Below are 14,153 nucleotides of genomic sequence, written 5' to 3' on the forward strand. Positions count from 1 at the left end.
CAGTCAATGCTGCGTGTTAGGCTGCGACCGCGCCGCCCGGAGGGGAGACGGGACACTGTCTACGGACGGCCGCAGGAGACACCCGAGGGGAACAGCGCCCATGACGCCAGCAGCTCAGCGCGAGACCGAGCGGACGGGGGCCGAACAGCTCCCCGAGGAGGGCAACCTCGTCGAGGTGCGCGGCCAGTCCTGGGTGGTCGCCCGCGTCGAGCCGTCCCCGGCCCCCGACGCCTCCGACGGCGGCGGGGAGCGCAGGCCCGCCACCCTCGTCCACCTCCAGTCCGTCGCCGACGGCCGCTTCGGCGACACCCTCTCCGTCATCTGGGAGGTCGAGCCCGGCCGCCGCGTCCTGCCCGCCGGCTCCCTCCCCGACGCCTCCACCGGCGCCTACGACTCCCCGAACCGCCTCGCCGCCTTCCTCGACGCCGTCCGCTGGTCCGCCGTGGCCTCCGCCGACGCCAAGACCCTCCAGGCCCCGTTCCGCTCCGGCGTCGCCGTCGAGCCGTACCAGCTGGAGCCGGTCTCCCGAGCCGTCGGCGCCCCCCGCGTCAACCTCCTCCTCGCCGACGACGTCGGCCTCGGCAAGACCATCGAGGCCGGACTCGTCGTCCAGGAACTGCTGCTGCGCGGCCGGGCCCGCCGCACCATGGTCGTCTGCCCGGCCGGCCTCACCCTGAAGTGGCGCGACGAGATGGCCGAGAAGTTCGGCCTGGAGTTCACCATCGTCGACTCCGAACACTGCGCCCGCCTGCGCCGCACCCACGGCACGGCGGCGAACCCCTTCCGCGTCCACCCGCTCACCATCGTCTCCCTGCCCTGGCTGCGCGGCCAGAAGGCCCAGCGCCTCCTCGACGAGGTCATCGGCGCCCCCGAGGAGAGCCCCGACGGCGAGCACAAGCGCTTCTTCGACCTGCTCGTCCTCGACGAGGCCCACCACGTCGCCCCCGCCGCGCCCAAGCAGGTCTACGCCGTCGACTCCCAGCAGACGAAGCTGATCCGGCGTCTCGTCCCGCACTTCGAGCACCGCCTCTTCCTCTCCGCCACCCCGCACAACGGCTACCCCGAGTCGTACACGGCCCTCCTCGAGCTCATCGACGACCAGCGTTTCGCGCGCGGCGTCGACCCCGACAAGGAGGCGCTGAAGGACACCGTCGTACGCCGCCTGAAGTCGACGGTCACCAACGCCGACGGCACGCCCCGCTTCCGCACCCGCGTCACGCGCGAACTCTCCGTCGACTACACGCAGCAGGAGCGCGCGATCCACGAACTGCTCGGCTCGTTCGCCGAACTGCGCCGCAAGAAGCTCACCCCGAAGGCACGGGGCGGCCGCCGCGCCGCCGACCTGGTGACCCTGCTGCTGAAGAAGCGCCTGTTCTCCTCCCCGGCGGCCTTCCTGCACACCGTCCAGGTCTACCTCTCCCACCTGGAGGACACCGGCGGCCCCGCGCGCGGACGCTCGGCCGCCGCCGAGGTCCCCGAGTGGCTGGAGGAGTTCGCGGACATGGTGGCCGACCTCGACGACACCGGCCTGGTCGACGCCGAGGACGACGCCCTGACCCGCTCCACCTCCCTCACCCCGGCCGAGGACGGCCAGGAACTCGACCTGCTCCAGGAGATGGAGCGCTGGGCCCTCACCCACGAGGCCGCGCCCGACTCCAAGGCCGAGGCGCTGATCAACGAGATCAAGGCGATCTGCCGCCCGGACGGCAAGAAGTGGACCAACGAACGGGTCGTGATCTTCACCGAGTACCGCGACACCCAGGAGTGGCTCCACGACCTCCTCCAGGCAGAGGAACTCACCGACGGCGGCCGCGTCGAGCGCCTCCACGGCGGCCTCTCGGCAGAGGAGCGCGAGCGCATCCGCCTCGGCTTCCAGACCGAGCCGTCCCGCGCCGAGGGCAAGGTCCGCATTCTCCTTGCCACCGACGCCGCCGGCGAGGGCATCGACCTCCAGAACCACTGCCACCGCCTGATCAACTACGACATCCCCTTCAACCCCAACAAGCTCGAACAGCGCATCGGCCGCATCGACCGCTGGGGCCAGAAGAAGGACCCCGAGATCACCCACTTCATCGGCTCCGGCTGGCAGCAGGCCCAGGCCGGCTCCTACGAGGCCGACCTGGAGTTCCTCTCCCGCGTCGCCAAGAAGGTCGCCCGCATGGAGCACGACCTCGGCTCCGTCAACGCCGTCCTCGCCGACGCCGTACAGCGCCGCATGACCGGCGACACCGCCCCGGTCGACATCGAGAACGCCAAGCCGAAGCCCATCAAGGGCCGCCGCACGGGCGGCGACGTCGCCCCCGAGCAGAACGTCACCGCCCAGACGAAGCGACTCGCCGACCAGTACGAGGAGACGGTCGGCACGCTGGGCCTGACGCCGGTCAACGTCAAGCGCGTCGTCGACACGGCCCTGGCCCTCGACCACCAGCCGCCGCTCCTGCCGTCCACGGTCCGCGCCGAGGACTTCGAACCGGGCGACCTCTTCGACGTACAGCCCCTGTCCGGCAGTTGGGAGCGGGCGACCCGTGGTCTCGCGCACAAGCTCCGCGAGGGCGAGCAGCGCCCGCTCACCTTCTCCCCGCAGGTCGCCGCGCAGGGCAGGGACGACGTGGTCCTCGCCCACCTCAAGCACCCGCTCGTCGCGCTCTCGACGCGCCTGCTCACGGCGGCCGTCTGGAACGCCGACTCGGTCGGCCTGAGCCGCGTCACCGCCGTCGTCACCGACGACCCGGCCGTCACCACCACCCTCGTCTCGGCGTACGCCCGTTACGTCCTCGTCGGCACGGACGGCACCCGTCTGCACGAGGAAGTCCTGTACGCGGGCGGCTGGTTCGGCGACACGGGACGCTTCCGCCGCTGGGAGTCGGTGGGGGAGCAGGGCCGGGTCCTGTCCCAGGCCCTCACCCAGGGCACGGAGGCCGCCCCACACCTGCGCAAGGAACTCACGGAGGCCTGGCCCAAGCTCCGCGACCCTCTCTACCGCTCCTTGGAGGCCCGCGCCGCCGAACTCGGCCGCCAGCTGGAGAGCCGCCTCGCCGACCGCCGGACGGAGGAGGAGCGCCGCATCACGGCCACCCTCGACCGCTTCGAGGCCACCCTGCGCGCGAAGCTCAAGGAGGAGGGCGAGGGAGAAGGCGAACAGCTCGCCCTGCTCACCACCCACGAACTGACCGGCCACGAGCGCCGCCAGTTCGAGGAGGACCGCCAGCGCTGGCAGCACCGCCTCGAAGGCCTCCCCGCCGAGCGCGAGCGCGAACTGGCCGCCATCGCCGCCCGCTACCGCGAGCCCCGCTCGCACCTCTTCCCCGCCGCCGTCGTCTTCGTCGTCCCCGCAAAGGAAGCCCGCCGATGAGCCCCCGCCGCCCCATGAGCCGTGGAGTAGCCGCCGCCAAGGCCCAGGCCGCCGACGGCCGCCGGCAGCACCAGGAGTGGCTGGACCTCACCGAGGTCTCCGGCCCCTTCCTGACGATGCCCGTCCTGCTGCGCGCCTGGCCCCAGCTCGACGCCCTGGAGAAGGACGAACGGGCCCGCCTGCGCGCCCACCACGCCGACTGGCAGACCGACACCGTCGCCGGGCGCGACGCGTGGGTGGCGTACGTCCTGCGCCGCCTGCTGGGCTGGGACGACGCCCTGACCTTCCGCGAGGGCGACTCCGAGCACCACGGCCTGGACCGCCTCACCCTGCGGGTCGCCGAGCACAACACCGAGGTCCGCCCGGACTTCGCGCTGGTGGAACCAGGCGCCGACCTCGCCGCCGAGCCGGACGTGGACTCTGCTGCGAAGCGCGTACGGCTGCTGGGCGTCACCGTCCCGGCGGGTACTGCGCCCACTGCTCGCGCGGGCGGTGGCGGCGACTGGGCGGCGGCTCCCGCCGATCGGCTGGCCCGTCTCTTGCGCCATCACGGCGTCCCGCTGGGTCTGGTCACGGACGGCCGCTGGTGGTGCCTGGTCTGGGCCCCGCTCGGTGGCGTGACGACCACGGCCGTCTTCGACTCCATCGGCTGGAACGAGGCGGCGGAGCGCAACGTGGTCCGCGCGTTCGGGTCGCTGCTGAGCCGTCGTCGCTTCTTCGAGTACGACGATGCCGAGACGCTGGTCGGCCTGCTCAAGGCCAGCCTGGCGGCGGGCGAGGACGTCACCGAGGCGTTGGGCGTCCAGGTCCGGCAGGCCGTGGAACTCCTTGTCGACGCGATCGGGCGTGCGGACGTGCGTGCCGTCGAGAACGGTGCGGCAGGCCTGCACGCGTCGGGGGTGCCGGCGGGCGAGATCTACCGCGGCGCGGTCGCGGTGATGATGCGCGTCGTCTTCCTCCTCTTCGCCGAGGAGCGCGGCCTGCTGCCGGCCGACAACGAGGTGTACGCGCGCTCGTACTCCGCCCGCTTCCTGCGCGACGAGCTGAAGGCACGGGCGGACGAGGAGGGCGAGACGTCCCTCGAGCACACGACGTCGGCCTGGCACCGCCTGATCGCCCTCTTCCACGCCGTGCACGGGGGAGTGGACCACCCCGGTTCCGGCTTCCGCCTGCCAGCGTACGACGGCTCGATCTTCGACCCGGACAAGTACCCGTGGCTGGAGCGCACCACCCCGCTCCTCCCCATCGACGACCGTACGGTCCTGCACATGCTCCAGGCCGTGCAGGAGGTCCGCGTCGGCAAGGGCAAGGACCGCGAGGTCCGCACGCTCAGCTTCCGCGCGCTGGACGTCGAGCAGATCGGCTACGTGTACGAGGGCCTGCTGTCGTACGACGGACGCCGGGCCACCGAGCACATGGTGGGCCTGATCGGCCCGGAGGGCCTGGAACACGAGGTCCCGCTGCGGGAGCTGGAGTCCCTGGCGGCGAAGGCGGGCGGCTCGCCGAAGACGCTGGCCAAGTCCATCCACGAGAAGTGGAAGGACCCCAAGCCTCCGGCGACGGCGGGCCAGTTGGAGAAGAAGCTCGCTCCGTTGGGTACGGAGGAGTCGGCGGAGGCCCGTCGCCGCCTGAACGCGGTGACGAAGGACGCGACGCTGACGGAGCGGTTGCTCCCGTTCGTCGGCATCCTCCGCGACGACCTGCGCGGCCTGCCGACGGTCATCCCCAACGGCACCCTGTACGTCACCGAGTCCTCCCTCCGGAGGAACACGGGCACGCACTACACGCCCCGCTTCCTTGCGGAGGAAGTCGTCCTGCACGCGCTGGAGCCCCTGGTGTACGAGCCGGGCCCGCTCCAGACGGCGGACACGGGGGAGTGGCGGCTGAAGTCGGCCGACCAGATCCTGGACCTGAAGGTCGCGGACATCGCGATGGGCTCGGCGGCGTTCCTGGTGGCGGCCTGCCGCTACCTGGGCGACCGCCTCATCGAGGCATGGGAGGCCGAGGGCCGCACGGACGCGATGGCACACCGGGCCGGCCGTGCCGTGGACGCCGTGACGGCAGCCGACGCCGAACAGGACCCGGTGGTAGTCGAGGCCCGCCGCCAGATCATCGAGCACTGCCTGTACGGCGTGGACATCAACCCGATGGCCGTGGAGATGGCCAAGCTGTCGCTGTGGCTGGTGTCGATGGACCCGGAGCGTCCCTTCACGTTCCTGGACGACAGGTTGGTGTGCGGCGACTCGCTGCTGGGTGTGCACACCATGGAGCAGCTCCAGTCCGTGCACATGAAGCCGCAGGGACAGACCGACGTCCTGGCCGAGCAGGCGCGGGAACTGGTCGACCAACTGACGCGCGAACGCCTGGCGATCACCGCCATCAAGGGCGTCGACCTGCTGGCGCTTCAGCGGAAGCGGGAGCGCCTGGAAGAGGTCAACCGGCACTCGCGGCGGCTGCGATTGGTGGGTGACTTGATCGCGGGGGCGGCGCTGGCTACATGTGCTTCGGGGCGGGTGCCGTGGTACGAGAAGGAAGGCGGGGAACGAGCCAGGGATCTCTTTCCGCATGCCGCGTGGATTGTGCAGCAGATTGTGGAGGACGGGGTCGAGGACGTCTCGAACGTGGTGCGCGAGGCGCGGGCTACGGCAAATGCGTGGTTGGCGGCGGAGTTGCCCGAAGGAGCGCTGGAGCGGCGGCCGGTGCACTGGCCACTGGTATTCCCGGAGGTGTTTTCGCTAGGGGGTGGGTTCGATGCCATCGTGGGGAACCCGCCGTTTCTCGGAGGGAAAAAAATCACCCCCGTGATGGGGCAAGTTTACCGCGAGTATCTGGTGGAATATACTGCGGATGGAAGAAAGGGTAACGCCGATCTGGTTGCCTATTTCGAATTGCGTGCGCATTCGTTGCTAAACAAGCAAGGCCAGACCGGTCTCATTGCTACCAATACACTTGCTCAGGGGGATTCTCGGGAGGTCAGCCTCGATCAGTTGGAAAAATCTGGTATTGAAATCCGACGGGCAGTTAAAAGTGAGTCTTGGCCGTCGACCTCGGCGACGCTGGAATATTGTGCGGTCTGGACCAGTGCTGTCCCGATCTGTCGCCTCGCCATTCGAGTACTAGGCGGAGTTCCATTGGCGAAGGGCATCTCAACGTCGCTGAATCCCGCTTCTCGAGAAGCGTCCTGGGCGGAGCCTCTGGAGAGGAATGGCGGTACATCGTTTATTGGATCATATGTGTTGGGGATGGGGTTCACGCTGCCGGAAGGTGAAGCCCGATCCTGGATCGCCGAGGACCAGCGCTACGCGGAAGTGCTATTTCCCTTCCTGAATGGACAGGATGTCAACGGCCATCCTGCGCATGGCACAGACCGGTGGGTGATTAACTTCGGCGAGATGACTGAGGGGCAGGCCCAAGCCTACCAATTGGCTTACCGTAGAGTGCGCGAATTGGTGTTGCCGGAGCGTCGCACCAAGGATGCGAAGAAGTATCCCAGAATGGTCCATGAGTGGTGGAAGTTTTGGAATGCGCGACCAGGCCTTTACGGTGCCATCGCCGATTTGGGCACGTGCATTGTAATCGCCCGTGTGAGCAAGGTCGGTATGCCAGTAATCGTGCCGACCGGGCAGGTTTTCAGCGAGCAATTGGTGGTTTTTGCTTCGCGTGATGTTGCGCTATTCGCGTGGCTCAGTAGTGCGCTTCACTACTGGTGGGCCTTGGATCGGTCGTCCACCTTGAAGGGTGACCTCCGGTATACCCCGACTGAGGTCTTTGAGACCCTGATTCGCCCTACGTTCACTGATCGCCTCCGCATTGCTGGTCTGGGTCTGCACACGTATCGCCGCGATCTGATGCTCGCCCGCAATATTGGTCTCAATGACACGTATAATCTGGTCCATGACCCCGACTGTATCGATGAAGATATTTGCGAGCTTCGTCGCATTCACGAGGAGATTGACAAGGCAACTGTCGAGTCATTCGGCTGGAACGACCTCTTGGATGACTCAGGGCAGACCCCGCCTGCCGATCCGACCCACGAGACGTTTCCGCTGGACCACGGTTTCCACGAGACCGGCCAAGGCCCCCGCTACACCATCGGCCTGCTCGCGCGAACCGAGATCATCGACCGTCTGCGTCAGTTGAACCACCAGGCGTATGCCGATGAGGTTCACCTTGGTCGGCACAAGGGAGTGACGGAGAAGAAGGCCAGGGAGAAGCATCCTGACCTGTCTCCGCCCTCTCCTGAGGCAGTCCGGAAGCGTAAGGAGCAGCTGGCCGCGCGAGGTGGGTCGGATTTCGGTGAGGGCACCGAGGGTGCCCTCTTCTGAGTCAGCGGCATGACAACGGGCTGGTTCGCGTCACCTCAAGTGACGTGAACCAGCCCGCTGTTTCGTCCGGAAGCCCTGGTCGGAGCTATCCCGCCGTGAGTGTCACGAACGCCGCCCACTCGTCCCGGCCGACCCGCAGCATCGGTCCGTCGCCTCCGATCTTGGAGTCCCGTACGTACACGGCGTCGAGACCGGTAGCCACCTCCACGCAGTTGCCGCCGTCGGATCCGCTGTAGCTGCTCTTGAACCAATGCAGCCCGTCCACGTGCTCGGCCATCCGCTCCACGCTCATGTTTCTCCCACCATCCGCTCGATGAGTCGCGCAGACTCCTCGACGTTCAAGGCCTGCGATCGCAGCTTGCCATATCGCAAGGCGAAGGTACTGACCTCGGTGGGCTCCGAGACGACGCACCCGACACCCTGGGACTCGAAGTATCCGAGGTGCTTGTGATCCTGGGTCTCCACTACCACGAACGCACCGTTCTTACCGGGGTGGAAGCCTCGGCAGGCGGGCACGACCTGGACCTCCACGTTCCGCAACGCGCCCACTTCGAGGACGCGTTGCCACTGTTCGCACATGACCTCGGGGCTGCCCGCCGGATCGCGTAGCGCCTCCTCGTTGATGATGAAGGAGAGCTCCGTGAGCGGCACCCGATCCAACAGCTTCTGCCGTCCGAGCCGCGCTTCCGTACGTTGGTCGATGATCTCCTCGCTCAGCGGTGGGCAGTGCCCGGAAAACACAGCCCGCGCGTACTCTCTGTCTGCAACAGCCCCGGCACAAGCAGTGGCTCATAGTCGCAGCGGCTGACCGCCTCCGCCTCAATCAGCGCGAAGTTGCGGAAGAACCGGGGCAGCTTCGCCCGGTCCACCTCGTCCTGGAGCACCTCCAGAACCCCGCCCGCCTCCAGCACCCGGTCCGCCGCCCGCGTGAACGCCGCCTTCGCCGGCCGCCGCCCCTGCTCGACCGAGGCGACCTGCTCTAGCGAGTAGTCGATGGCCTCCCCGAGCTGCTGCTGGTTCAGCCCGGCCCGCTTCCGCAGATGCTGAAGCAGCCTCCCGTACGCCGACCAAGCCCCCGGCAGATCACCCCCGCCCTCCTCCTTCGCCTTCGCCGCCCGACCGCCCCGCGTCTCCCGCACCGTGCTCATGCCTCACGCCCTTCCGTCCCGCACCGCACCCCACCCACCCGCCCGGTGGCGACGGACAACTGCGCCATCGGGACTTGTCCAACGAGATGCGCGAGAACCGGGACACGGCACGGCCCCGTACAACGCAATATGTGAAGTGTTCGCACCGCCAACCCGACTTGCAGATCAAGCGAGTTGAAAACCGCTCACTCGACCCGGCCGCTTGGTGGTCAACCGGTGTGACATGCCCCCGCCCTCATCACCACGGCCGCTGTTTGCCGTACGGCGACAGCGGCGCTTTCCACCACGCTGTTCACGGCGTGCTGCGCGGTCCTGGCCGGGGCCCGCTCGTACGCGGCCGCAGGCCAGTGGGCCCCGGCCACCTCGACGATCTAGCCGGGTCGTTTCCCGGTCGGCGCCGGGCATGTGGCGGTGGACGGCAAGACCGCACGCGGCTCGCGCGTTCCCGGTGACGCGACAGCCCGTGCCGCTCAGCCTTGGACGCCTTATGGCTACCCTGCATGAACGCCGACATGGCCGGCCGCTGTCCCTCTGTAGGAGAATGTCCATTGCCACGCCACCGCCGTATACCAGTACTGGTTGCCGCCCTCGGAGTACTGACTTCACTCACGCTTGCCGCCGCCCCCGCGACAGCCGAGAACGATCCGGCCCGTATGCCTCTCGGCCCCTCCTCGTTGCAAGTCAGGGTCGGTGCGGTCCAGACCCTGGCACCGGGCGTCACCTATCAGAAGTTCACCCAGGGGGAGCCCTCCGACGTGTGGTCGGTCTGGCTCAAGAACCCCGTGAACTCCGGGTGGCTCGTGGGAAATCGTCTCTACGCCGACCAGCTTGCCGCTGAACTCACGCAGAAGGGATTCCCCGCCCGCGTCGACACTTTTGATGCTCCCGCGACATCGGATACCTCTGCCGGTACCGTGGGATACACGGTACGCGTCGGCCAGTTCGACACCTCGCGCCGGACGGACGCACAAGAGCTGCTGGACCAACTGACGCGAGCGGGCTACAGCGGGAGGGTCACCTACACGGCAGAAGACGGCGAACCCAGTTCCGGCCCCTGGGAAGTACGAGTCGTCAAGATCGCCCCCGATGCCGCTGTGAAGGTACAGGCCGTCAACGGCAGGGAACTTCGCTCAGCGCAGACAGTGCGCGAGATGGCGAAACTCAACAACGCCCTCGTCGCGCTGAACGGCGCCGAGTACGACATCTCGACCGGCCCGGACTTCTCAGGGTTCGATGGCGACCCCGAAGGGCTGTACATGAAGGACAACGCCATACTCAGCGAAGCCAACAACGGGCGTACAGCGCTGCTGCTCGAAGGTGCCGGAGACCGGGCGCGCATCGCCGAAGTCACCTCGAAGATCCAGGTCACCGCCCCGAACGGTGACCTCAGGAGCATCGACGGCATCAACCGGGTTCCCGGACGCAACTTCGGCTGCGGCGGGGTCGGCGGCGACATCCGCAAGGACGACCAGGCCCCCACTCGGGCCCCCTGGCGCAACACGCTGTGCGTCGACGACAACGAAGTCGTCGTCTTCCGCCCCGAATGGGGTGATACAACGCCGAGCCCTGGCAACGGAGTCACCGACAGCACCGAGGTGGTGATGAACGGAAACTGGGTCGTCCAGGAGATCAGGAGCCCTGCCGGTGGGACGATCCCTCCCGGCGGTCGCGTCATGCAGGGCATAGGCGACGGCGCCACATGGCTCCAGGAACACGCCGTCGTCGGAGCAACCTTCAAACCCGGTGCCGGCGTGGTGGATTCCACGGGGCGATCGGTCACCAGCCCCACGCTGTCCGCGGTTGCGGGTGGTGGCCCCGCCCTCCTCCGTGACGGGCACACACTGATCAACACCGCCGCCAACGGGATGACGAACTTCCAGGGCCGACCCAACCTTTCCGTCGTGCAGCGTCACCCTCGCACCCTCGCCGGCATCACATCTGCGGGCGAGCTTCTCCTGGTGACTGTCGACGGCCGTCAGGCGGGCGTCAGCGTAGGGGCGACCTGGCACGAAGCCGCCGGCATCATGCAATGGCTCGGTGCGGAAGATGCCGTCGGCCTCGGCTCAGGAGGCGACTCCACCTTGATCATCAACAACACGCTGTACAACCGCCCGACAGACACCTGGGGAGCCACGCACACCGAACGCGAGGTCGGTAGCACCGTCGCAGTCATCGCACAGTAAGAGCTGACGGAACCCCGTGAGCTGTGCCGTTCCTCCTGCGCCCAAGTGATCGGAGACTCGGTCAGGTCTCCGGCAGTACGAGCCAGACCTCGGAGAAGGCGAGGCCGTGCTCACGGATCACCGCCCCGCAGGGGCAGCCCAACGTGGCCCGGTGCCAGTCACAGGTCACTGCCCAGGGGCCGTCCTTGCCTCCGCACTCGGGGCAGCCGACGGTTTCGGCCGCCCATACATCCGACGCGGGTCTGGTGTAGTGACGGAATCGGCCCATGTAGCGGGCCTGCCAGGGCTCGACCGGCGGGGTGAGGGGGACGGCGCCGGGTGCGTTCGTCGCGGCGAGGGCGGTGAGCAGTGCGGCCAGGCCGGGGAGCAGGGACTCGCCTGCTTCGGTCGGCGGTGCCGCGCGTTCCATCGCCTCCGGCACGGTGCCGTATCTCGGAGCCGCAGCCGCGAGGGGCGGATTCGGGACCGCGTGCCAGGGCAGCAGGGCGCGGGCGACGGCGGCCAGGAGAGCGGCGGCAGGCGGACTGACGGCACCGGCGTCGAGGTGATGGACGGTGGTCCGGAGTATGCGTTGAAGCCGTCTGTCCCGGTCCGTCGCCCTGATCCGTGCTGCTGTGCCCCGCCGGGTGGGGAGCGGGGCGGTGAGGCGGGCGAGGACAGCCCTTACCGCCTCGGCGTCCGCCGAGGAAAGGCGCCACTCGCCCGCGGCGAGGAGCTGCCGGGCTCTCACGGACTCCCGGGTGAGAGCGCGTGTCCACAGAGGGCGTGCCGTTGTGTTCAGCATCCGCTCCACGTTCCTGGCCGAACCGTCCATCTGCCGCTCCGGCTACCCTCCCTGCATGGAGCAGGACCATCCCCTCGTCCGTGATGTCTTCCCCGACCTTATCGCCGAGCTGACCACCCTCTTGGAAGACGAGGGAGAGCGTGAGTTGGCCATCTGCGTGTGGGATGTCCGTCTGGTCGCCATGTGCGACTGTGGCGACGACTTCTGCCAGAGCATCCACACGGCGGCGCACCAGAAGGGCACGCCGTACGGCGAGGGCCACCGATGCGTACCGCTCTCGCCTTCGAAGGGCATGTTGATCCTTGATGTCGTGTACGGCCGGATCATGTACGTCGAGATACTGAACCGGGCGCCCATGCACCCTCTGAAGCCCTGATGTCCGTGCTCCGCCGCGGAACGGTCCCGCCAGGGCCGTCAGCGGAACATGGCGACGTTCTCCGTAGCCCACTGCCGGAAGGGCCTGGCAGGGGAGCCGGTGACAGACGGAACCGTGTCGTGCACCTTGAGCAGTTCGTCGTTGACGTCCCCACCCATCAGGTCGAGCACCGCGTGCGCGGTCTGCTCTCCCAGGAAGGGGGCCATCTGCCGGTGTGCCTCTTCCCGGCTGATCTCCTCGACGGACACCTCGTGCCCCAGGGCCGCCCCGATCGCTCGGGCCTGCTGCCGGGGCGTGATGCGTTCCGGTCCGGTCAGTGCGTACGTCCGCCCGCGGTGACCCGGCCCGGTCAGTGCCGTCCGGGCCACCGCCGCGATGTCGGCGGGGTGGACGGCGGGAAGTCCGCTGTCCGCATAGGGCACCCGGATCGACCGGTGCTCCCGGATCGAATCCGCCCACCACAGGGCGTTCGACGCGAACTGCGTCGGACGCAGGACCGTCCAGCTCATCCCGCTGCCCTGGAGCAGCCGCTCGACGGCCAGGTTCTCGACGGCGGCGGGCAGGTGCGGATGAGTCCGCACCGTGATGGAGGACACGAGCACCACGTGCTCCACACCCGCCTGCCGGGCGGCCGTGAGAACGTCCGCGTCCGCGCCCATGCCCGGCACGAGGAACAGAGAGCGCACTCCCTCCAGTGCCGACTTCAGCGAGGCGGGCCGGGCGAGGTCACCCTCGACGGCTTCGACCCCGTCGGGGAACGAGGCCCGTGCGGCGTCACGGGTCAGGCCTCGCACGGGTGAGGCGCCGGGCCCGTGCAACTGCCGTACCAGAGCGCTTCCGATGTTTCCGGTGGCACCCGTCACGAGGATCATCGTCGTCTTCTCCTGCCGTCGGCCGGTGATCACGTCTGCCGCACGCTAGGACCTCAACCGAGATTCAGGTCAAGCAGACGGGGAGGCGTCCGAGGCCGGTAAGTTCGGGATCTTCGGTCGGCGTAGGCCGCCGGAGTCCCAGAGGTGACACATCTTGATGAGCCGTCAGTGGACGAGTGATGACTCCGACACCGCAGTGCACGAGGCGTGGAGCCTGCCCGCCGCCGACACCTTCTGAGGACATCGAGCCCTGTGGTGGAGCGCCGGGCCGGCCGGGGAACTCGCGGTCATGCTCGTCCACCGGCGGTACCTGGAGCGCAGCCGCTACGGCAAGGGATGGCTCGCCTGGCGGCCGAAGGACCCGTTCACGGGCGAACTGGTCACCGTCACCGCGCGGGGGGAGCGGCGTACCACGGTGGAGAACGTCCGGATCTGGCCGAGCCACCTTGCCCTGTTGCCCGACTCCCGCTTCCTGCTGGTGAACAGCCGTACGCCTCACCGTGAGACCGACGGCCCCTGGGCGCCCAACGCCGTGGTGTTCTCCCCATCGGGGACACCCGAGAACGAGTTCTGCGTCGGCGACGACATACCCGCTCTGATCACCGACCGCCACGGAGGGATCTGGACGGCCTACGGGGACGAAGGCATCTACGGCGGTCACCCCGAGTCCGGGGGCGGTCTCGCCGGCTGGAACACCGAAGGCCGCGCGACGTGGACTCCGGGGGACAGGCTGCCCGCCCACCCACTGGAAGGCTGCACCGCCGCGACCGAGGGCGACCGGGTGTGGCTGGTCTGGTACACCCACAGCCGGTCGGGCACCTTCCTGACCCGCGTCACCCCGTCCACCGGTGAAGTGACCAGCCGTCCCAGCCCCGTTCACGATCCGGACGGCTTCGCCGTGCGCGGCGACCGGGCCGTGCTGACTCGCCGCGACCACAACCGACGGACCGTCGAACTCACCCGCGCCGAGTTCGACGGCACCACCTGGACGGCGACCGACCGCCGCACACTACGCGTCCCCGGCCGGGTCGTCGGACGCTGCGGCCAGGGCCGCGACGGCACCCTCTGGCTCCGCGCGGGCGACACCTGGCTGCGCATCGAGGCGTGAAGGGC

Annotated in this window: 8 protein-coding genes and 1 pseudogene; 5 read left to right on the forward strand and 4 right to left on the reverse strand. The window is 68.6% G+C overall.

What is annotated here, in order from left to right; translation table 11 throughout:
- Positions 1-100 precede the first annotated feature (100 nt).
- Positions 101-3,352 carry a DISARM system SNF2-like helicase DrmD gene (gene drmD, locus ACZ470_RS15305; RefSeq protein ID WP_468427371.1) on the forward strand — a complete coding sequence of 1,084 codons (3,252 nt, stop codon included), beginning with the start codon at positions 101-103 and terminating at the stop codon, positions 3,350-3,352.
- The gene (locus ACZ470_RS15310; RefSeq protein ID WP_468427372.1) at positions 3,349-7,677 is read left to right on the forward strand and encodes an Eco57I restriction-modification methylase domain-containing protein; all 4,329 of its coding nucleotides are present in this window, start codon (positions 3,349-3,351) and stop codon (positions 7,675-7,677) included. Before drmD ends, ACZ470_RS15310 begins: the two co-directional genes overlap by 4 nt.
- Positions 7,678-7,762: 85 nt before the next feature.
- Here the strand turns inward: ACZ470_RS15310 and ACZ470_RS15315 are convergent, their stop codons facing one another.
- Together ACZ470_RS15315 and ACZ470_RS15320 are read right to left on the reverse strand one after the other, a co-directional pair.
- Positions 7,763-7,969, reverse strand: a complete 207-nt coding sequence (locus ACZ470_RS15315) for a DUF397 domain-containing protein (protein WP_468427373.1) — start codon at positions 7,967-7,969, stop codon at positions 7,763-7,765.
- Positions 7,966-8,825, reverse strand: a pseudogene (locus ACZ470_RS15320) (helix-turn-helix domain-containing protein). The gene ACZ470_RS15315 and the pseudogene ACZ470_RS15320 overlap by 4 nt, the downstream one beginning before the upstream one ends.
- A 653-nt stretch (positions 8,826-9,478) precedes the next feature.
- Between ACZ470_RS15320 and ACZ470_RS15325 the strand changes: the two are divergent.
- Positions 9,479-11,008 carry a phosphodiester glycosidase family protein gene (locus ACZ470_RS15325; RefSeq protein ID WP_468427374.1) on the forward strand — a complete coding sequence of 510 codons (1,530 nt, stop codon included), beginning with the start codon at positions 9,479-9,481 and terminating at the stop codon, positions 11,006-11,008.
- 61 nt (positions 11,009-11,069) lie between these two features.
- Here ACZ470_RS15325 and ACZ470_RS15330 read toward each other — a convergent pair whose 3' ends face one another.
- On the reverse strand, positions 11,070-11,738 hold the full coding sequence (locus ACZ470_RS15330) for a hypothetical protein (protein WP_468427375.1): 669 nt from the start codon (positions 11,736-11,738) through the stop codon (positions 11,070-11,072).
- 109 nt (positions 11,739-11,847) lie between these two features.
- Between ACZ470_RS15330 and ACZ470_RS15335 the strand changes: the two genes are divergently transcribed.
- The gene (locus ACZ470_RS15335; protein ID WP_468427376.1) at positions 11,848-12,168 is read left to right on the forward strand and encodes a hypothetical protein; all 321 of its coding nucleotides are present in this window, start codon (positions 11,848-11,850) and stop codon (positions 12,166-12,168) included.
- A 38-nt stretch (positions 12,169-12,206) separates the two neighbouring features.
- Here the strand turns inward: ACZ470_RS15335 and ACZ470_RS15340 are convergent, their stop codons facing one another.
- Positions 12,207-13,040, reverse strand: coding sequence for an SDR family oxidoreductase (locus tag ACZ470_RS15340; RefSeq protein WP_468427617.1), 834 nt, complete (start codon positions 13,038-13,040; stop codon positions 12,207-12,209).
- Between the two features lie 289 nt (positions 13,041-13,329).
- On the opposite strand from ACZ470_RS15340, the gene ACZ470_RS15345 reads away from it, so the two are divergent.
- Positions 13,330-14,148, forward strand: a complete 819-nt coding sequence (locus ACZ470_RS15345; protein WP_468427377.1) for a hypothetical protein — start codon at positions 13,330-13,332, stop codon at positions 14,146-14,148.
- The last annotated feature ends 5 nt before the right edge of the window (positions 14,149-14,153 follow it).

The sequence above is a fragment of the Streptomyces sp. NPDC031111 genome (assembly GCF_055570675.1).

Excerpts from the sequence above, each read along its gene's own strand:
- ACZ470_RS15310 (WP_468427372.1), top strand. The coding sequence starts at position 3,349 with ATGAGCCCCCGCCGCCCCATGAGCCGTGGAGTAGCCGCCGCCAAGGCC.
- drmD (WP_468427371.1), top strand. The coding sequence starts at position 101 with ATGACGCCAGCAGCTCAGCGCGAGACCGAGCGGACGGGGGCCGAACAG.
- ACZ470_RS15315 (WP_468427373.1), bottom strand. The coding sequence starts at position 7,969 with ATGAGCGTGGAGCGGATGGCCGAGCACGTGGACGGGCTGCATTGGTTC.
- ACZ470_RS15325 (WP_468427374.1), top strand. The coding sequence starts at position 9,479 with ATGCCTCTCGGCCCCTCCTCGTTGCAAGTCAGGGTCGGTGCGGTCCAG.
- ACZ470_RS15335 (WP_468427376.1), top strand. The coding sequence starts at position 11,848 with ATGGAGCAGGACCATCCCCTCGTCCGTGATGTCTTCCCCGACCTTATC.
- ACZ470_RS15345 (WP_468427377.1), top strand. The coding sequence starts at position 13,330 with ATGCTCGTCCACCGGCGGTACCTGGAGCGCAGCCGCTACGGCAAGGGA.
- ACZ470_RS15340 (WP_468427617.1), bottom strand. The coding sequence starts at position 13,040 with ATGATCCTCGTGACGGGTGCCACCGGAAACATCGGAAGCGCTCTGGTA.